19 protein-coding genes, 1 tRNA gene and 1 pseudogene are annotated in these 19,532 nt (G+C 65.4%); 8 read left to right on the top strand and 13 right to left on the bottom strand.

The annotated features are described in order from the left end of the window. Nucleotides 1-33: 33 nt before the first annotated feature. Entirely contained in the window at nucleotides 34-498 is a 465-nt protein-coding gene (locus NY08_RS20250) for a GatB/YqeY domain-containing protein (RefSeq protein WP_032395267.1), read from the bottom strand. A 155-nt stretch (nucleotides 499-653) separates the two neighbouring features. Between NY08_RS20250 and NY08_RS20245 the strand changes: the two genes are divergently transcribed. The 6 genes from NY08_RS20245 (at nucleotide 654) to NY08_RS20220 (ending at nucleotide 4,728) form a co-directional block, all read left to right on the top strand. Beyond that, complete coding sequence (locus NY08_RS20245) at nucleotides 654-1,622, top strand: metallophosphoesterase (RefSeq protein ID WP_032395561.1); 969 nt, start codon at nucleotides 654-656, stop codon at nucleotides 1,620-1,622. 17 nt (nucleotides 1,623-1,639) lie between these two features. After that, nucleotides 1,640-1,713: transfer RNA gene (locus NY08_RS20240), tRNA-Pro, on the top strand. Nucleotides 1,714-1,818: 105 nt separating this feature from the next. Continuing rightward, nucleotides 1,819-2,244: an SRPBCC family protein gene (locus NY08_RS20235; RefSeq protein ID WP_045200851.1), complete on the top strand. Its 426-nt coding sequence runs from the start codon at nucleotides 1,819-1,821 to the stop codon at nucleotides 2,242-2,244. Between the two features lie 86 nt (nucleotides 2,245-2,330). After that, complete coding sequence (locus NY08_RS20230) at nucleotides 2,331-3,233, top strand: ABC transporter ATP-binding protein (protein WP_045198403.1); 903 nt, start codon at nucleotides 2,331-2,333, stop codon at nucleotides 3,231-3,233. Next, entirely contained in the window at nucleotides 3,230-3,976 is a 747-nt protein-coding gene (locus tag NY08_RS20225; protein ID WP_045198401.1) for an ABC transporter permease, read from the top strand. The genes NY08_RS20230 and NY08_RS20225 overlap by 4 nt, the downstream gene beginning before the upstream one ends. Then, entirely contained in the window at nucleotides 3,973-4,728 is a 756-nt protein-coding gene (locus NY08_RS20220) for an ABC transporter permease (RefSeq protein ID WP_045198399.1), read from the top strand. The genes NY08_RS20225 and NY08_RS20220 overlap by 4 nt, the downstream gene beginning before the upstream one ends. Before the next feature lie 50 nt (nucleotides 4,729-4,778). Here NY08_RS20220 and NY08_RS20215 read toward each other — a convergent pair whose 3' ends face one another. From NY08_RS20215 to NY08_RS20165, 11 genes are all read right to left on the bottom strand, one after another. Then, the gene (locus NY08_RS20215; protein ID WP_032395274.1) at nucleotides 4,779-5,750 is read right to left on the bottom strand and encodes an LLM class F420-dependent oxidoreductase; all 972 of its coding nucleotides are present in this window, start codon (nucleotides 5,748-5,750) and stop codon (nucleotides 4,779-4,781) included. 9 nt (nucleotides 5,751-5,759) lie between these two features. Then, entirely contained in the window at nucleotides 5,760-6,560 is an 801-nt protein-coding gene (locus NY08_RS20210; RefSeq protein WP_032395275.1) for an SDR family NAD(P)-dependent oxidoreductase, read from the bottom strand. A gap of 29 nt (nucleotides 6,561-6,589) precedes the next feature. After that, entirely contained in the window at nucleotides 6,590-8,389 is a 1,800-nt protein-coding gene (locus NY08_RS20205) for a glycoside hydrolase family 15 protein (protein ID WP_442970763.1), read from the bottom strand. Continuing rightward, nucleotides 8,386-9,075 (bottom strand): HAD family hydrolase, encoded by a 690-nt coding sequence (locus NY08_RS20200; protein ID WP_045198395.1) that lies wholly within the window; start codon nucleotides 9,073-9,075, stop codon nucleotides 8,386-8,388. The genes NY08_RS20205 and NY08_RS20200 overlap by 4 nt, the downstream gene beginning before the upstream one ends. A 95-nt stretch (nucleotides 9,076-9,170) precedes the next feature. Further along, nucleotides 9,171-9,644 carry a Dps family protein gene (locus NY08_RS20195; protein WP_032380678.1) on the bottom strand — a complete coding sequence of 158 codons (474 nt, stop codon included), beginning with the start codon at nucleotides 9,642-9,644 and terminating at the stop codon, nucleotides 9,171-9,173. Nucleotides 9,645-9,788: 144 nt separating this feature from the next. Next, entirely contained in the window at nucleotides 9,789-11,321 is a 1,533-nt protein-coding gene (locus NY08_RS20190) for a catalase (RefSeq protein WP_082073898.1), read from the bottom strand. Nucleotides 11,322-11,412: 91 nt separating this feature from the next. Then, nucleotides 11,413-11,847, bottom strand: coding sequence for a Fur family transcriptional regulator (locus NY08_RS20185; RefSeq protein WP_045198388.1), 435 nt, complete (start codon nucleotides 11,845-11,847; stop codon nucleotides 11,413-11,415). A gap of 52 nt (nucleotides 11,848-11,899) precedes the next feature. After that, nucleotides 11,900-12,535 carry an acetoacetate decarboxylase family protein gene (locus NY08_RS20180; protein ID WP_045198386.1) on the bottom strand — a complete coding sequence of 212 codons (636 nt, stop codon included), beginning with the start codon at nucleotides 12,533-12,535 and terminating at the stop codon, nucleotides 11,900-11,902. Further along, nucleotides 12,535-14,226 (bottom strand): GMC oxidoreductase, encoded by a 1,692-nt coding sequence (locus NY08_RS20175; protein ID WP_045198384.1) that lies wholly within the window; start codon nucleotides 14,224-14,226, stop codon nucleotides 12,535-12,537. The genes NY08_RS20180 and NY08_RS20175 overlap by 1 nt, the downstream gene beginning before the upstream one ends. Then, nucleotides 14,223-15,731, bottom strand: a complete 1,509-nt coding sequence (locus tag NY08_RS20170; RefSeq protein WP_045198382.1) for a flavin-containing monooxygenase — start codon at nucleotides 15,729-15,731, stop codon at nucleotides 14,223-14,225. Before NY08_RS20170 ends, NY08_RS20175 begins: the two co-directional genes overlap by 4 nt. Then, nucleotides 15,728-16,336 (bottom strand): TetR/AcrR family transcriptional regulator, encoded by a 609-nt coding sequence (locus NY08_RS20165; protein ID WP_442970762.1) that lies wholly within the window; start codon nucleotides 16,334-16,336, stop codon nucleotides 15,728-15,730. Before NY08_RS20165 ends, NY08_RS20170 begins: the two co-directional genes overlap by 4 nt. Before the next feature lie 118 nt (nucleotides 16,337-16,454). Between NY08_RS20165 and NY08_RS25675 the strand changes: the two are divergent. Further along, nucleotides 16,455-16,661: pseudogene (locus tag NY08_RS25675) on the top strand (CGNR zinc finger domain-containing protein); the annotation flags it as partial. Between the two features lie 225 nt (nucleotides 16,662-16,886). Further along, a complete protein-coding gene (locus NY08_RS20160) occupies nucleotides 16,887-17,789 on the top strand; it encodes a polysaccharide deacetylase family protein (RefSeq protein ID WP_045200847.1) in 903 nt (300 codons plus the stop codon). 30 nt (nucleotides 17,790-17,819) lie between these two features. On the opposite strand, the gene NY08_RS20155 is transcribed toward NY08_RS20160, so the two are convergent. Continuing rightward, complete coding sequence (locus NY08_RS20155; RefSeq protein WP_045198377.1) at nucleotides 17,820-19,493, bottom strand: HNH endonuclease signature motif containing protein; 1,674 nt, start codon at nucleotides 19,491-19,493, stop codon at nucleotides 17,820-17,822. Between the last annotated feature and the right edge of the window lie 39 nt (nucleotides 19,494-19,532).

The raw sequence follows: 19,532 nt of genomic DNA, 5'->3' as shown, positions 1-19,532 counted from the left end.
GGGGCACGCAACCGCACCACTGCGCGGAGCGCACTACAAGCGGTCTTTGACAGCCTTCGACAGGCGCGATCCGTCGGCCTTGCCCGCGGCGAGTCCCGACGCGATCTTCATGACCTGACCCATCTGCTTCATCGCCGGTCGCTCTCCGAGATCCTCGGCGACCTGCGCGATGGCGGTGTCGACGATGTTCGCCAGTTCCTCGTCGGTCAACGGCGTGGGCAGGTACTCGTCGATGATCTGCGCCTCGGCGCGCTCGTTGGCAGCGAGTTCGCCGCGGCCGTTCTGCGTGTAGATCTCGGCCGACTCGCCGCGCTTCTTCGCTTCCTTGGCAAGCACTTTGAGAACGTCGTCGTCGGTCAGGTCGTGGGCCTCCTTGCCGGAGACCTCCTCGGTCTGGATGGCGGCGAGAATCATGCGCAGCGTTGCCAGGCGGAGTTTGTCCTTCGCCTTCATCGCTGCGGTGAGGTCGGTACGGAGGCGGGCCTTGAGTTCGGACATGGCGGAAACGCTACGCGGCGCAGTCGTCGGCTCGCACGTCCATATCCGGTTGCTGCCGTATCGTGGATGAGGTGTCCGCACAATTCAGTCCCTCGTTTCTCCGCACCTCGACGCAACTGCGCAGTGCCTCCACGCAACTGCGCTCTGCCGCAGAGCTGGCGCGAGATGCCGTCAGAGCGTCACCGCTGAAGAGTTCGGTGATCGGGACGGCAGGAGCCGCCGCGCTCGGCGTCGGATACGCCACACTCATCGAGCGCAATGCGTTCACGCTGCGCGAGACGTCCATGGCGGTGCTCGAGCCGGGTTCGGCGACGCTGCGCGTGCTGCACATCAGCGATCTGCACATGATGCCCGGCCAGCGGATGAAGCAGAACTGGCTGCGTGAGCTGGACCGCCTCGACCCCGATCTGGTCGTCAACACCGGAGACAACCTCTCGCACCAGCGCGCAGTGCCCAGCGTCGTACAGGCACTGGGGCCGCTGCTGGCCCGGCCGGGTCTGTTCGTGTTCGGCAGCAACGACTACTTCGCGCCCAAGCCGAAGAACCCGTTCAAGTACTTCGACAAGAATCACAAGCGCACCACCGGCGACTCGTTGCCCTGGCGCGATCTGCGCGCCGCGTTCTCCGAGCGGGGTTGGCTGGACGTGACGCACGTACGCCGCGAACTGGAGGTTGCCGGGGTGCGGATCGCGTCGGCGGGCGTCGACGATCCGCATCTGAAGCGCGACCGCTACGACACCATCGCCGGCCAGCCGAACCCGCTGGCAGACCTGCGCCTGGGCATCACCCATTCGCCGGAGCCACGCGTGCTGGACAAGTTCGCCCAGGACGGATACGACCTCGTCCTCGCCGGTCACACCCACGGCGGCCAGCTGTGCCTGCCGTTCTACGGTGCCCTGGTGACCAACTGCGAGATCGACCGTTCGCGCGTCAAGGGGCCGTCCAAGTGGGGCGCACACACCCAACTGCACGTCTCCGCGGGCATCGGCACGTCACCGTACGCGCCTGCACGGTTCTGCTGCAGGCCCGAGGCCACCCTCATCACGCTGACTCCGGCCCCGAGAATGGGTCCGAAAAACGTCTCCGACGAGGGCGTTTCGCGTTCCGAGGCAGTCGTGAGTTAGACTTCTGCAGCGGTACACGGGGTGTGGCGCAGCTTGGTAGCGCGCTTCGTTCGGGACGAAGAGGTCGTGGGTTCGAATCCCGCCACCCCGACACAGATGGACCCGCTCGATTCACTCGAGCGGGTCCATTTTCAGTTGTGCGGTGCTCACGTACTGTGAGTCCACCTTGCCGGAGCCAGCGAACGGACTTCTCGACATGCCGACACCCACCCGCGTACACGTCAAGCACCGTTTCGTCTCTCCGCCCGAGGTCGTGTTCGCGGCACTGTCCGAACACGAGAACCTCGGGCCGCTCTTCATGGCCAAGATCGGCCGCGTTCGGGACGGTGACACCTCGCGCAATGGAGTCGGCTCCACCCGCAGCCTGAAACTCGGCCCGCTACCGGCGTTCGAGGAAACGACGGTCACCTCCGAGCCGAACTCGCTGATCGAGTACCGCATCACCAAAGGCGGCCCGCTACGCGGTCACTGGGGCGTGCAGAAGTTCACCCCCACCGCCGACGGCGGCACCGAACTCGATTACACGATCGGTTTCGACGCGCCGGTCCCCGGACTCGCTGCGATCGTCGGTAAGGCACTGACGTCGAGCATCTCGAAGAACCTGTCGCGCCTGGCTCCGTAGGGATTCGCTCGGCATCATCCTCGAGTATGACCATGTCGATACTCCGGTGCGACGACTCTCCATGATCGACGCGCCAGAGTCGAGGCATGGACATCGTCAGAACTCACAGCCTCGGCAAGCGCTACGACACACATACCGTCGTCGACGACGTGAACCTTCGCATTCCTGAGGGCTGCGTCTACGGCTTTCTCGGTCCGAACGGATCGGGCAAATCGACGACCTTGAAAATGCTGCTGTCCCTGATTCGACCGACCTCGGGTGAGGTGGAGATCCTGGGTAGGCCGATGAATCACGGCACCCGCCGCGAAGTGCTCTCGCACATCGGATCACTGATCGAAGCTCCGCCAGGATACGGACATCTCACGGGTGCGGAGAACCTTCGTATCGTGCAACGCTCTCTCGGATTGCACGCCGAACAGATCGAGCGGGCAGTAGCCACCGTCCGTCTGCAGGAACACCTCGACAAGAAGGTGAAGAACTACTCGCTGGGAATGAAACAGCGCCTGGGCATCGTGATGGCACTCGCGCGCGAACCACGACTCCTGATCCTGGACGAGCCCACCAACGGCTTGGACCCGGCCGGAATCGAAGAGATCCGCGGCTTGCTCCGTCATCTCGCCGAACACGGTGTGACAGTGATGGTCTCGAGCCATCTGCTCGGCGAGATCGACAAGACGGCGAACATGCTCGGAATCCTGAGCCAGGGCCGCCTGATTTTCCAAGGCACCCGCGACGAGCTGTTCGCCGCCTCCACTCCGGACGTGCTCATCGACGCGATCGATCCCAGCCGCGCGAGTTCGATTCTGCAACAGAAGATCCCGGTGCAAGTCGACGACCACACGTTGAGGCTCTCCGGCATCGACGATCGTGGTATCGCACAGGTGGTGGCGGAGCTCGTCGGCGCGAACGCAGGCGTCTACGGCGTTCGACGCGACGATCAGTCGCTCGAGGACGTATTCATGAACCTGACGAAGGGCGGCCGACTGTGACGACCGTACGCAACGAATTCGCCAAACTCAGGCACCTGCACATCGGCGCGATTGCCGCATTGTTGGTCGCCGCGATCGTAGGGTTGACCTTCGTCGGCGCTCTCACCGCGGCGACGTCGAACGATTCGACCGCGGTCTCCTGGGCACTGCCACTGGCCGGGCTGTCCCTTGCCGTCCCCATCGCGTCGCCACTGCTGATCGCAGTCATGGCAAGCCGCACAGTGGAAGTCGAGCACCAGTCCAACGGCTGGTTACTGAACCAGACCGCTGGAGCCGACCGCGGAGCCCTCGTGCGGGCGAAGCTCGTCTCGACGGGCCTCGTCGTCGGTGGCGCGACGGTGGCGGCCAGCGCTACAGGTGTATTTCTGGGGACCGCCATCGGGGTGACCCAACCGTTGCCTGCCGGTCTGTGGTTGGGCTACACGGCGGCGGCGGTGACGGTGAACATCGTAATACTTGCACTGCACCTGCTGATTTCGGCGCGAGTGGACAACCAACTGGTCGCGCTGGGAATCGGCATCGTGGGTACCGTCATCGCGATCTGCGCCTCCGGATTCCCCTCCTGGGCAGCGCACCTGACGCCGTGGGGGTACTACTCCTCGGCGTCCGCCGCCGACTACCGAGGCGAGCAGGTGGTGACACTGAACCCGTCCTACGTCAGCATCGTCGCTCTCGGAGTTGTCGGGGCAGTGTTGTTCTGGCTCATGACCGTTCGACTCGATCGACAGGAGGTACGAGCATGAATGCGTTTTCGGCAGAAATGATCAAGCTCAGGCGCTCGCAGGCATGGGCGGTCGTCGTTCTCCTCCCTCTGATCATCGCGGGGGTCGGAACGTTCAACACGATCGCGTCGGGCGCAGAGTTGGCAGAGGGATGGCGCACGTTGTGGTTGCGCACAGTCGTGTTCTACGGACTGTTCCCACTCGCACTCGGCGTTGCCGTACTGGCCTCGCTGGCGTGGAAATCCGAACACCGCGGAGGGAACTGGAATGCCCTGATGAGTGGGCCGGTTCCGTCGACGCGCATCGTGATCGCCAAGACGGCGGTGGTGGCAACGCTGACCGCGTTCATGAACGTCGTCATGCTGGCAGCGGTCGTCGTTGTCGGCAAGGTGGTTTTCTCGCTCGACGGCATGCTTCCTTCCGAGCTCTTCGTGACCAGTGCACTCGTCGTGGTGGGCTCGCTTCCGGTGGCGGCTCTGCAATCCGGTCTGTCGATGGCGATCAGGTCGTTCGCGGTGCCGATTGCCATCGCTCTCGCCGGGGCCGGTACATCGGTGTTCCTCCTCACAACCGAGGTGACCGAGGCAATCTTCGTGTCGCCCTATGCCCTGGCAACTCGCGCAACACAACTGGCCTCCGGAACTTTCGGTGACTCCGGTTCGCTCACGACCGGCTCCGCACTGTCGGTGCTGACGGCCACGGCACTGCTCACTGTCGTAGTCGTCGCAGTGACCGGCAGGGCACTCGACCGCAGAGACATCCACGTTCGGTGACAGCGCGAGACCCCGATCGACGGTCTCGATCGGGGTCTCGTCGCTTGTGCTCAGCTGGATGCAGCGCGCAGCTTCTCCAACAGTGGGCCTGCGGCCTCGGCGAGGAACCGTTCTTGGGTTTCGTCGCCGACCTGCACGAGGGCGATGTCGGTGTAACCGGCCTCCCAGTACGGCTTTACGGCCTCGACGATGGCATCGAGGTCCGGTCCGCACGGAATCGTGTCGGCCACATCTTCTTTCCGCACGAACTTGGTGGCTCCGGCGAAACCGGCCGTCGTCGGAAGATCGGCGTTCACGGCCCAGCCACCGGCGAACCAGCGGAATCGATCGTGCGCACGATCGATCGCCGCGTCCTTGTCCGGGTCCCAGGAGATGGGGATCTGGCCGATGGACCGCGCCGGTCCCTCGTGGTTGTCGGACCACGCCTTGACGAGACCGGCATCCGGCTCGGTGGCGATGAGGTGATCGCCGTACTCGGCGAACCGCGCCACCGCCTTCTCACCACCGGCGGCGATACCGATCGGCACGCCACCCTCGGGCAGGTCCCAGATCCGGGCGGAGTCGACGCGAAAGTGCTTGCCCTCGTATGTGACCAAGCCACCGGCGTGCAATGCGCGGATGATCTCGAGCGCCTCGACGAACATGTCCTGGCGCTTGTCGATGGACGGCCATCCCTCGCCGACGACGTGCTCGTTTAGGTTCTCACCACTGCCGAGTCCGAGGGTGAAGCGTCCGTCGGCCAGGATCTGCAACGTCGCAGCCTTCTGCGCGACGACCGCCGGGTGGTACCGGATGATCGGGCACGTCACGTACGTCATCAGCTCGACGCGTTCGGTGGCCTGAGCCACCGCGCCCAGGGTCGTCCAGGCGTACGGCGAGTGGCCCATGGACGAGAGCCACGGTGAGTAGTGATCGCTGCTGACCTCGAAGTCGAAGCCGACTTTCTCGGCACCGACGGCGTACTGCACCAACTCTTTCGGGCCGCTCTGCTCGGTCATCAAGGTGTATCCGAAATTGGTCATATGTGTCTCCTAGATAGTTGCGACGGAGCCGGCGTCGACTCGGTAGTTCGATCCGTTGACGAAGCTGGCGCGGTCCGAGCACAGGAAGGTGATCACCGAGGCGACTTCCTCGGGCTCGCCTCGACGTCCGAGTTCCATGTACGGACGCTCCTCGTCGAGGAAGCTCTCGACGGCACCGTCGCGGTCGGTGCCCTTCTCCTCGGCGCGTTTGTCCATCATCGCGTCGGTCATCGGGGTGTGGATGAACGCGGGAGAGACGGCGTTGACCAGTAGTCCCTCCGACGCGTAGCTGCGCGAGAGGCCCTTGGCCAGAGCCAGAACCCCGGCTTTGGCCGAGCAATAAGGTAATTCGTCGTCGTAGGGCTGCACGGCATCCTCCGACGTCAACAGCACGATGCGTCCCCAACCGCCGCGGCGTAGCGCAGGCAGAAATGCCCGTAGCAGGCGGACCGGGCCCATCAGGTCGATGTCGAGGGTGGACCGCCACCCTTCCTCGTCGATCTCGTGGAACAGTCCCTGCGCTCCGGTCACGCCCGAGGACTGAACGAGAATGTCGATGTCGCCCACTGCCTTCTGCGTCTGTACTGCCAATTTCTCGACGGCCTCGGTGTCGGTCACGTCCGCAGCGAACGCGAACAACCGGCCCTCCGCTGCCGCGAGTTCGGCCGCGGCGGCGTCGAGCGAGTCCTGATCCTTGTCGCTGATGACGACCCGAACGCCCTCGGCCAACAGCATTTTCGCCGTGTGCCAACCGATGCCGGAGTCGGCCCCGGTCACCAGCGCTGTTCTGCCGTCGATTCCCAGATCCATACGATCCCACTTTGCGCTAGAGGTTGATGTCAGGCTGTGGCGTCGTGCGAGCGCGCGATGGTCAGCGCCGCATTCACCAGGGCCAGGTGGCTCAAGCCCTGCGGGAAGTTACCCAGAAACGATCCATCCGAAGCATCGATCATTTCGCTGTACAACCCCACGTCGTTCGAGAGCTCGACCAGCTGGTCCATCAGGGCTGTGGCTTCGTCGTCTCGGCCGACGCAGGAGAGCGCCGACACCCGCCAGAAGGCGCAGGCCACGAAGGTCACTTCTTCCTCGGACACCCCGCTGTATCGATACATCAGCGGTCCGGCACCGAGTTCTTCGACGAGAGCATCGATGGTGGACGAAAGACGTTCTCCACGATCGAAATCCATCTCGGCTGCCAGCAGCACCGACGCGTCGAGGCCGTCCGCACCCGGGTACGCGAGATAGGCCTGGCGCTCGTCCGACCAGCATTCGGATTCGACGTAGTGGCGGATGCGTTCTCTCTCCGCCTTCCACCGATCGGGTATGCCCGGGATCTCCCCTGCTTCGGCCAGGTGCACCGCGCAGTCCAGCGCTTGCCAACAGCCCAGTTTGGAACTGGTGTAGTGCTGTTCGTCCTCGAGCTCCCAGATCCCGGCGTCCTTGCGCTGCCACGAATCACACGCCTCGTCGGCGATGGTCGCGAGCAGCCGACCGGTCTGCGCATCGAGGATGTTTCCTGCGTCGACGTACTGCCGGATGATCGAGAACAGGTCACCGAAGATCATCAACTGCAGCTGGTCCGCCGCGGCGTTTCCGTTGACCACCGGCCCGATGCCCCGCCAACCGGGAACGTCGGGTTGTTCGGTGCCACCGGGCAATTCACCGCCGAGGGTGTAGAAGACGTTGACCAACGGATCGTTGACACGGATGACCCTCAGCAGCCACGCCACCGCGGCGTGGATCTCCTCACGGAGACCGAACCGTTGCAGAGCGCGAATGGTGTACGCGGCGTCGCGAACCCAGGCGTAGCGGTAGTCCCAGTTCTTGCCACCGGTCCGGTTCTCGGGTAGCGAGGTTGTCGCGGCGGCGGCGATGGCACCGGACGGACTGTGCAGCAACAGTTTAAGGGCCAGCGCGCTGCGAGCCACATGCTCTGCCCACGGACCCTCGTACGAGAACTCGTCGGACCACACACGCCAGTTGTCGATGGTCCGGTCGATCCCCTCGTCGAGATGCTGCGGATCGGGCAACGGCAGCGGCTCGTTCTCCGTGCCCACCACACCCAGCACATGCCGAGAACCCGGTTGCGTGCTGACGACCCCACCGATGTCGCGGTCGGCCACGCGCACGTTCTCGATGCCCAGAGTCCGCACCGCCAAGGTCAATCCGTCGACCCGCAGGACGGTGCCGTGCTCGGTGTCGTACGCCCACGGCGACGCGATGCCGAGCATGGTGCCCGGCGCGACGGACCACCTCAGCTCGACGGTGCCGTCGAGACCCTCGACGCGACGGGCCAACTCCACCCACGGGAGCCGGCCGGCGACCCCGGTGTTCAACGAGTCGGTGATGCGCACGGAACCGGAGTCGGTGCGGAACGTGGTACTCAGAACGTTTGTCCCTGGGACGAATTTGCGTTGGACGGTGAACTCTTCCACGGGCGTCAGTTCGATGTAGCCGCCGTGTGGCGCGTCGAGCAATGCTGCGAACGGCGGCGGCGAGTCGAGGTTGGGCACCGGAAACCAGTCGATGCGGCCGTCGTCGGCGATCATCGCCACGGTTCGGCCGTCGCCGATGGCTCCGTAACTTTCGATGGCGACATAACCGTCAACCCGGGGGTACGGCTTTCGGAAGTCGTTCAAGCACATGCCTTTCCAGCGAAGATCGGGCTGCTCTCGACGTGCTCGAGCAGATCGGCCGGGTCGTCGAACACCGCTGCCGCGCCCGCGTCGAGCAATTCGCTGCGCGAGATTCCGCCGCTCAACACGCCGATGGCGCGTACGCCCGCGCGCCCGGCCGACTCGATGTCCCACACACTGTCGCCGACCATCACCGCGTCGACAGCCTCGACGCCTGCCCGTTCCAGAGCCACCGCGATGATGTCGGGCTCCGGCTTGGCGACCTCTGCGTCCTCACCGGACGTGACGACAGCAACCGAATCCTCGACGTCCAACAGATCTCGCAACGTCGACAGTTCGCTCTCGGGAGCCGATGTTGCGAGCACCACGGTCACTCCACGGGTACTCAAGTCCGCCAACAGTTCCCGGGCACCCGGTAGCACTTCGAGATCGGACGAGGCCTCGGCGTAGTACTCGCCGTGCAGCTTCTTCGCTTCCTGCGCCAGTGCACTGTCGGACGAGCCGACGAGTGTCTCCAGCAACTTCGACCCGTCCATGCCGATGCTTCGATGAACACGCCACGACGGCACTTCGTGGCCCGCCTCACGAAACGCACGCGACCAGGCGTCGACGTGCACGTAGTTGGAATCGACGAGGGTGCCGTCGATGTCGAGCAGAACTGCACCGACAGTCGGTGTGGGGACAGGCATGAGCGTCGGATACCCGGGGGTGGTGCGGGCAAACAATCGTCGGACGAAAGCAACAGGCCCCCCGCAGTACGCGAGGGGCCTGTCGTGGAGAAACGTCAGCTGGCCTGGGCCTGCCACATCCAGTGCAGCTGCTCGAGCCGAGCTGTGATGCCGATGAGTAGGTCCTGGGTCACCGGATCGGCTTCGCCGGTGTCGGCGATGCGTCCGCGAAGACGTTCGACGACCGCAGCGATGTTGTCGACGACAGCGGGGACGACCTCGCTGTCCTGAGTCCACCCGGCACCGAAGCCCTTGGTGCCCGCCGTCGAGGAGACGGTGGCTGCGCGGCCGTCGGGGCTGACCCCGATGGCGGTGGCGCGCTCGGCGGCCTGATCGGTGAATTCACGTGCGGCCGTGACCAACTCGTCGAGTTCGAGGTGCACCGACCGGAAGTTCTTACCGATCACGTTCCAGTGCGCCTGCTTCGCGATCAGCGAGAGGTCGATGAGATCGACCACGGTTCCCTGGAGTGCGTCGCCGGCGATCTTCTGCTGACCTGCGTCGAGGGTACTGGTGATGGGGTTCGTCATGATGTGGCCTCCCTGCCGTTGGACGACGGTGTGCATCGCACGCCATTATTGTGCTTTCGTCTGTACTGCACAACGGCAGGTCGACGTGCATTGTTCCGGATCGGCGCCACCGTCGATGTGACGCCGATCCCAGAACCGGTCGGATCAGACCTTGGCGGCCTCGTCGGCAGGATCGTCGACTGCGCCTGCACCGGTGGTCGGTGCGGTCTCGTTCTGCTGCGACCGAACGCCTTCCTCGACCTTCTTGCCGAGGTCGGCATCGACATTGGTCCAGTACTCGAACACCCGGCTCAGAACGGGCTCGCTCACGCCGTTGAGGACGTGTCCGACGATGTTTCCGACGAGACGCTCACGCTGCGCGTCGTCCATGACCTCGCGGACCAAGGCTCCGGCCTGCACGAAGTCGCCGTCTTCGGGGTGCTCGATGTACCCGGTACGCACGAAACGAGGCTCGAAGTCCCACGCTCCGTCGTCGCCGTACTTGTTCGTGTCCGCCGACGGGCCGCCGAACGAGTTCGGCGCGTAGACGGGCGTCTCCGGAGAGTTGAACGAGTACCGCATGTTGCCGTCCTTGGAGTACGAGTTGACCTCGGACTTCGGGGCGTTGACCGGCAGCTGCGCGTAGTTCGCTCCGATGCGGTACCGGTGCGCGTCGGCGTAGGAGAAGACGCGTCCGAGCAGCATCTTGTCGGGGCTGAAGCCGATGCCGGGCACGGTGTTGGACGGCTCGAACGAGCTCTGCTCGATCTGCGCGAAGAAGTTCTCCGGGTTGCGGTTCAAGGTCATCTTGCCGACCTCGATCAGCGGGTAGTCCTTCTGCGACCAGACCTTGGTGAGGTCGAACGGGTTGTACTTGTAGTTCTCGGCCTCGTCGTACGGCATGAGCTGGACCTTGAGGGTCCAGCTGGGGAAGTCGCCGTTATTGATGGATCCGAACAGGTCCTGACGGTGATGGTCGGGCGACGTGCCCGCGACCTCGTCCGCCTTGTCCTGTGTCAGGTAGTCGATCCCCTGGTCGGTCTTGAAGTGGAACTTCACCCAGGTCTTCGTGCCGTCCTCGGCGATGAGCTGGTAGGTGTGCGAGCCGAATCCGTCCATGTGGCGGAACGACTTGGGGATGCCGCGGTCACCCATGAGCCATGTCACCTGGTGTGCCGACTCGGGCGAAAGGGTCCAGAAGTCCCACTGCATGTTGTTGTCACGCAGACCGGAGTCGGGCATGCGCTTCTGGCTGCGGATGAAGTCCTGGAACTTGATCGGGTCCTTGACGAAGAAGATCGGGGTGTTGTTGCCGACCAGGTCCCAGTTGCCTTCCTCGGTGTAGAACTTGAGCGAGAAGCCACGCGGGTCGCGCCAGGTGTCGGGGCTGCCCTGCTCGCCGGCGACGGTGGAGAAGCGCGCCAGCATCTCGGTCTTGGCACCGGGCTGCAGCGCCTTCGCCTTGGTGTACTTGCTGATGTCTCCGGTGATCTCGAGTTCACCGAACGCGCCTGCGCCCTTGGCGTGCACGACGCGCTCCGGGACCCGCTCACGGTTGAACTGCGCCATCTTCTCGATGAGGTAGTGATCGTGCAGAAGAATCGGACCCTGCGTTCCGGCGGTCAGCGACTGATCGTCGCTGGGCACGGGAATTCCCGAGTTGCTGGTAGTCGGTTTGTTGGTGATCGGCTTGGTCATACGAAGCCTCCTGAAGGGCTGAATCGGGTTCGAGAAGGGGCTGCTTCTCGAAAATCGGTGAAACCGAGCGGCCGTACGCTGGACCGCAGTACTAGACGGAATGCCTCGTGCAGTCGCCGCACAAACCCCAGAAGACGATTTCGGCTTCGTCGACGACGAATCCGTGCGTGTCCTCGGGTACGAGACACGGCGCTGCTCCGACGACGCAGTCGACATCGGCCACCGCGTGGCATTCCCGGCACACGAGGTGGTGATGATTGTCCGCCGTCCGGCTCTCGTACAGCGCAGCCGAACCCGCAGGTTCGATGCGACGCAGCAGACCTGCGTCGACGCAGGCCCTGAGCACGTCGTAGACGGCCTGGGTCGACACCGAGCCGCCGCTCTCGCGAACGGCGGCAGCAATGTCGTCGGCGTCCGAATGCGGTCGGGCTGTGACCGCATCCAGAACTGCAACTCGGGGTCCGGTGACGCGTAGACCCACCGAGCGCAACTGCGCTGCGGGGTCGACACGTTCGGTGAGCTGCATGTACCCCAGTATGCCCCTAATCTGGACTAAGTCAAGAAAAGCGGGGTAGTCGCTATCCGACCAGGCGCGCTTCACCGGTCCGCATCGACCCCGACACGATCTGCAAGCCGAAATGCGTGCCCGACGGCATCCAGCGACTCAACGTCGGGCCCTTGGCGTCCACCTCGACGCGAGCCACCCTGGCCTTGCCCCTCAGACTCGCGACGGCCACGGCCGATCCGCCGGGCACCGGCTGCGCGAAACCGATCGAGCCGAGCATCGGGAACTGCGGTCCGACGCCGCGGGACGTCGTCCGGACCGACCATTCGTCGCCGCTCGCCCCGGCCTCGCCCAGCACGTCGCCCTCGAATTCGGCCAGCACCTTGGGCAGGTGCCAGTTGGTCCGGCCGCCGTGCACCGACGTCGCGGAATCCACGGCGATGAACGGCACCGCCATCCGCGGAACGCGTCCGACGTCCCGGCGCAGGGCCGGGCTCGCCAGGATCTCGCGGTACGGGCCGACCGGCGAGGTGGTGTAGTCGACGATCATGCACATCGTGATCGGCAGCGTCTTGGCTCCGGCCGGCGCGAACTCCGACGACCGGGCCCGATGCCACCAGATCGTGGCGCGAACGTTCGCCGGCCACGGCGCTGCCGGGCTGATCGGCCAATCGGTGCGCTCGGTCTCGGATTCGGTGACACTCCACATCATCGATCCCTCCCCACGACGGTCAGCGGGAGCCGCAAGGCACCCGGGGCCGACACCGGCACCACCGGGTGCACCGGCTGTGTGGGTGCGATCTCCCGATACCCCGATCCCACCGCGGGTCGCCGATCGGCTTCACCCTTGTTGGGCCACAACGCCATTGCGCGCTCGGCCTGGGCGGTGATCGTCAGGGACGGATTGACGCCGAGGTTGGCGCTGACGGCAGAGCCGTCGAGCACGTGCAGTCCCTCGTAGCCGTAGACCCGCTGGTACCCGTCGATCACCCCGGTCTGCGGCGAGTCACCGATCGCGCAGCCACCGAGGAAGTGCGCGGTCATCGGAATGTTGACGATCTCGGCGATCGATCCGCCCGGGTCGCCGCCGATCTTGTCCGCGAGCAGACGAATGGCCTCGTGCCCCTGCGGAATCCACTGCGGCGGTGGATCACCCGCACCGGGCCTGCTGGTGAGGCGACGCCCGAACGGCCCCTTCTTGGATCCGAGCTCGAGCGAGTTGTCGTCGGTCTGCATCACCAGTGCGATGACGGTGCGCTCCGACCACCGATGTACCGACAGGCTCCGCGCCGCAGCGCCGGGATGACGCAACGCGACGCCGAGGGTCTTGAGGATGCGTGGCATCTTGCCGCCGCCGTCGCTGAGCACGGTCTGCAACAGGCCGATGGCGTTGCTGCCCTTGCCGTATCGCACCGGCTCGATGTGGGTGTGATCGTCGGGATGGAACGACGACGTGATCGCCACACCCTCGTGATAGTCGACCTCGCGGCCCCTGGCGGTCGCGGCGAGCACGGCCTCGGAGTTGGTGCGCACGAGCGAGCCGATCCGCTCCGACAGCCGAGGCAACGAGCCCTTCTCCTTGGCCGCGAGCATCAGCTTCTGGGTGCCGTAGGTGCCGGCCGAGAAGATCACCTGATCGGCGGTGATCGTCTTCTCCTTGCGACGCAGCTTCCCGCCCGTCCGTCGCGTCACCACGTCGTAGCCTGCGCCGTTCGGGCGCACGTCCACGACCGTGGTCAACGGAAGAACATGCGCGCCTGCGTGTTCGGCGAGATACAGGTAGTTCTTGACGAGGGTGTTCTTCGCGCCGACGCGGCAGCCGGTCATGCACGCTCCGCACTCGGTGCACCCGGTGCGCTCGGGGCCTGCACCACCGAAGAACGGGTCGGGTGCAGTCTTGCCGCGGTCACCGAAGTAGACGCCCACCGGGGTCGAGGTGAACGTGTCCCCCACGCCCATGTCCTCCGCCACCTCCTTCATCACCTTGTCCGAGGCGGTGATGGTCGGGTTGGTCTCGACGCCGAGCATCCGGCGGGCCTGGTCGTAGTACGGGTTCAGCTCGCGCTGCCAGTCGGTGATCGAACCCCACTGGGGATCCTCGAAGAACTTCGCCGGCGGTTGGTACAGCGTGTTCGCGTAGTTCAGCGACCCTCCGCCGACGCCGGCCCCCGCCATCACCAGCACATCGGGCAGCAGGTGAATGCGTTGCACCCCATAGCAACCCAGGGCCGGAGCCCACAGGTACTTTCGTAGACGCCAGCTGGTCTTCGGCAGTTCGTCGTCCTCGAATCGGCGACCGGACTCGAGAACCGCCACCCGGTAGCCCTTCTCGACTGCGCGCAATGCGGCGACACTACCGCCGAAACCGGAGCCGATGATCAATACGTCGTAGTCACTCATGCTGTTACCACCTCGTGGTCGGATTCGAGAGTGTCGGACGCGAGCCGATAGTTCGCGACGTCGAACTCGCGCGTCTTGTTGCGGAACTTGAACGTGTAGGTGGGCCACATCGTCGAGTTGCGGCCATTGGCGTCGAGGTACCAGCTCGAGCAGCCACCGGCATTCCAGACGGTGCCGTCGAGCGCGGAGTCGACCCACGAATTGTGCTGGCGCTGAGCGGCTTCGTTGACCTCGACGGCCGCGACCCTCCGATGCTTCATCTCGTTCAGCGCGGACACCACGTAATTGGCCTGCGACTCGAGCATGTAGACGATGGAACTGTGCCCGAGGTTGGTGTTGGGGCCGTACATCAGGAACAGGTTCGGAAAGCCTGCGACGGTGGTCCCCAGATGCGCCTGCGGACTACCGTCCCAGTGCTCCGCCAGCGTCCGACCGTCGTTGCCGCGCAACAGATGAGACACCGGCGGCTCGGTGGGGGTGAACCCGGTCGCGAAGATGATCGTGTCCACCTCGTGGTTGCGGCCCGAGGCGTCGACGACGCCGTTCTCGGTCACCGACGCCAGGCCCGACGTCACGAGATCGACATCGGGACGATCCAACGTCCGCAGCCAATCATTGGACAGCAGAAGCCTTTTGCACCCGGGTGCGTAATCGGGGGTGAGAGCGGCCCGCGTCGCGGGATCCTTGACCTGCCGCTTCAAGTTGGCCTTGGCGAACACCTTCACCGCGGGCAGCATCCACGGATTGTCCGCCAGCACCGTGACGTAGGCCTCGCGATAGCCGTAGATGACACCGCGCACCGCGCGATGGGCCGCGGGGATCTTTTCGTACACTGTTCTTTCGAGCCGGCCGATGGTGCGGTCCAGGCGCGGAATCACCCATGCGGGAGTGCGCTGGAAGACGGTGAGCCGTTCGGCGCGGTCGACGATCTCGGGTACGAACTGCACGGCCGAGGCTCCGGTGCCGATCACGGCGACCCGCTCACCGGTGAGGTCGTGCTCGTGATTCCAGGTGGCGGAGTGGAACACGGTGCCGGCGAACGTGTCGATGCCCGGGACGTCCGGGATCTTCGGAGTGGACAGTGCCCCGGTGGCAGCGACCAACACCCTGGCGCTCGCCGACCCGCGAGACGTCTGCACCGACCATCGCTTGGTCGCCTCGTCCCAGGTCGCGGACCGAAGTTCGCAGTTCGTGACGATGCGATCGTTGAGGTTCAGACGATCCACCACCGAACGCAGGTAGTCGAACAACTCCGGTTGCCGCGCGAAGGTATGACTCCACTTGGGACTGGGTGCGAACGAGAACGAGTACAGCGAGGTCGGCACGTCGCATGCACACCCGGGGTAGGTGTTGTCGCGCCACGTCCCACCCACGTCGGACGCGCGTTCGATGACGGTCACGTCGGCGCTCGGGTCGGCGGCGAGGATCTTGGCCACCGCGGCCAAGCCCGCGAAACCGGCTCCGACCACCAACACGTCGAGTTGTTCGGGAAGTGTTGCGTTCACGCGTCCATCACCTTTTCGGACCAGATCGGAAGGAGCCGCCCGCGCAGTTGCGCGTCGGCTTCGGGAGTACGGAACAGCGCCGAGACGGCCAGTCCGCGGGCGAGTTCGACACTGAGCTCGATGGATTCGGGAGACATCCGACTACCCATGACGATCTGGGCACCGCCCTGAATGGCCTCGGCGACGCGCCGCTCCAGCGGAATCATCGCCTCGTGGAGGGCCGGATCGGTACGGGCCGCCACCCAGAGCTCGAGCGCTGCGTGGAAGAGGGGACCGGAGAATGCGTCGGCGAGGATCTCGGGCCCTCGCTCGGGGTCCGGTTCGGCTTCGAGGATCTCCGAGAGACGACGATCGACCAGGTGCTCGACGGCCGCGATCAGCAGGGATTCCTTGGTCGGGAAGTGGTGCAGCTGCGCACCGCGGGAGACACCGGCACGCCGGGCGATCTCCTGGGTGCTGGTCTTGGCGAAGCCCAGCTCGACCAGGCAGTCGATCGCGGCGTCGAGCAGCTTCGCCCGAGTGCCCGCGGTGCGTTCGGCCTGGGTCCGGCGCTCGGTGGGCGCCGCTGCGTCGTCGAGCCCTGTGTCGGTAGTCACACTTTGCACAGTAGCGCTAAATCAACAAACAGTCCAGCCTGACTTTAAGTTGGTCAAGATCGGCGGGCGCAGCCGTGCCTGAACGCATCCACCCGCCGGTCCTGGCGCTACAGAGCAGTGTTTTCACGCCCTGGGCGTCATCGCCGACGACGCCATCGACATCATCTCCGGCGAGCGGGACGGAAAGCTGGCACTGTGCGCATCGCCGACTTGCCGAGCGGCGTTCTTCGACACCAGCCAAAGCCGCAGCCGGAAATGGTGCGACATGAACACCTGCGGAAACCGTCAGAAGAAAGCCCGATTTGCCGCCAACCGACAAAAGCATTCCCACTGACCGCCGACGGAGTCGCCCTTCTCGAGGCAACCCGAGCAGCATCGGTAGCCACCGCAATCTGGACGACGACGAACCGGGGCAACGAACTCCGTCGCGGTTCGATCGTTGCGCTGGAATCACGTGCACCACTACGGGCGGCAACCGGACTGCCCGAGATGTCCATCCACCGAATTCGCCATCGACGCAGTTGGTTTGCAGGAAACGACCGTGGGCAATTCTGCGGTCATGCCCCTCGCCTCTCACGGACGCTTCGACTACTCCCCCATCGGCGATCGTCCACAGTTCGACTGGCCGGGCGGTGCGCGCCTCGCGGTGTACGTGGCCGTCAATTGCGAGCACTTTCCGTACGACGATGGCGAACCCGGCCTCGGATACACGCCCGCGATGGACCAGCCCAACACCTACAACTGGGGGTGGCGTGAGTACGGCAACCGAGTCGGTGGGTTTCGAATCGCAGAGACGGTGCAGCAGAGCGGCATTCGCCCGACCGTGCTCGTCAACACCGAGGTGTACGAGCATGCCCCGCAACTGATCGAGGCCTTCCGCGCCCTCGATGCCGAGGTCGTCGCGCACGGCCGAACCAACGCCGTACAGCCCAACGATCAGAACGAGGACGACGAACGGCGCTCTATAGACGAGGTCACCTCCGCGATCGAGCGTCACGAGGGTGCCCCGCCTCGGGGTTGGATGAGCCCCGGTGCCAACCCCAGCCGCGTGACCGAGGACCTTCTCGCCGAACGCGGCTACGAGTACACGCTGGACTGGCCCATCGACGATCAGCCGGTGTGGCTGAAGACCCGCGGCGGGCCGTTGCTCAGTGTCCCGTACCCGCACGAGGTGAACGACCTACCGGTGTTCGTCCACCATCACCAGACTGCAACGACGTTCGAGCGCAACATCATCGACAGTTTCGACGAATCGAAGGAGAACGCGGAGCGCCAACCATTGGTGCTCGCGATCTCGCTGCACACCTTCCTCACCGGCCAGCCCTATCGACTTCGACGGTTCCGCGCGGCGCTGCAGCACATGACCGACAACGGCGACGGCGTCTGGTTCACAACACCGGGCGAGATCGCAGCGCACTACCGCAGCCTCGTACCCCCGCCGAGGACGGCCGGAGACGAATAGTCGAGTCGAAGGGTCGCAGCTGACGCGTGGTCAGGCTGCGCGGCGTTGTCGTCGGTGGTAGCTGGGGATGGGTTGCCGTGTGGGGTCGATGGATTCGGGCGGGATGGCGTAGGGGTGTCCGTCGTCGCCCATGAGCAGTTGCCAGTGGCCGTGGTGGGCGAGGCGGTGGCATTCGCCGCAGACCAGCGCGAGGTTGTTCAGGTCGGTTCTGCCGCCGTGTTCCCAGAACCTCACGTGGTGGGCGTGGCACCACTGTGCGGGGCGGCCGCACATGACGCAGCATCGGTCGCGGATGGTCAGGGCGATGCGTTGGTCGTCGGTGGCGAGTCTGGTGGTGCGCCCGAGCGCGAGCGGGACGCCGTGGTGGTCGACGATCACCGGGGTGAGGTCTGCGTCGCAGGTGAGAAGTTCGACGAGGGAGCGACTGATCGGGCCGGTCCAGTCGAGGTGGAACGGCCAGTCCGCATCGCCCGGCTCGGGCGCAGACGTCCGCCCGGCACCATCACCGCCGTCACCGCCGACTGCTGTTTCGCCGCGTGCAGCGGCCTCGCCTCGGGCAGCGGCATCAGGACGCGAGCCAGTCGGACCGCTGCCGTCGCCATCATCGCGACTCGCATCCTCGCCGCCGAAACCGACACTGTCGCGACCACCACTGTCCGAGGAGCCCGCGGCAGCCACGCTGGATCCCGCCGAACCCGTTGCTGTGCCATCGTTTTGCTTCTCTTCGCGGTCGCTGAGCAGGTCCCGCAGCGGAACGATCAGGTGCACCGACGCCCGCGACCCGCCCGACGCCCCGCGGCTGCCACCGCGTAGGTGCCGGTCGAGAATCCGATCGAGTGCATCGGCCCGCCGCTTCGACGGACTCCGCGGGTCGCGTTCCCCACCCGGGCCCGGCCGCGGAGCCGTCAATGGCGACAGGGCGGTGAGCAGTTTCTCGGCCAGCATCCGGTCGACGTCGCCGCCGACGCGAAAACGCCCGTTGGCCAGAGGATGGATATCGAACCGGTTCAGGTTCGGGTTCTCCGACACCGGTACCGGCGGCGGCCCCGACGGAACAGGTTCGGGCCCAGCAGGTTCGGGCCCTGCGTCACCCAAGCCGCCTGCATCACCCGGGCCACCTGCGTCACCGGAGCCGCCGGCATCATTCGAACCACCGGCATCGGCTCGGCCCGCCTGTTCTTGCTCGCGCTCTCGTTCCTGCTCTAGTCGTTTCTTCTCGGCCTGCTCGTGTCGAGCTCGCGCGTCCTCCGCCGCGGAATGCGCCAAGGCCTGCGCTCGGGCGGTGACCTGCCCGGCGGTGCTGCGCATCGCGGTCTCGAGCAGTTCCGCGACGACGGCGTCGCGGCACCGCTCGTCGAGGGTGGGGTCGGCGACCACCACGGTGGCGTAGCCGTCGGCGATCGCCGAGGCGTGGCCGGCGTGGATGTCACTGCCGGCGAGGGCGTCGAGCACGCTCGGCCATTGGGTGAGCCATTGCCCGAGTTCCATCTGGCGGGTTGCGGATCCGTCGGTGATGCGCACCGACCTCGCGTACCAGCGGGTGACGGAGGACTGCCCGAGTTTCATCGCCAGGCCACGCCGGTCGATCTCGGCGAGCAATGCCAATCTCGATGCAGCCAAAGCGTTTTCGTGGGAAGACACGTCGGCGAGCTCGGAGACCAATTCCTGGTCCCCGAGCCCGAACACATCCCCCCATGCCTTCACCCCACGAAAGCTATACCCATCCACCGACAGGTTTCTCGG

Origin of the sequence: Rhodococcus sp. B7740, from assembly GCF_000954115.1 — a bacterium.
Lineage (GTDB): Bacteria > Actinomycetota > Actinomycetes > Mycobacteriales > Mycobacteriaceae > Rhodococcoides.
Note: the sequence above shows the minus strand (reverse complement) of the source record. Positions and strands in the feature narration are given on the sequence as shown.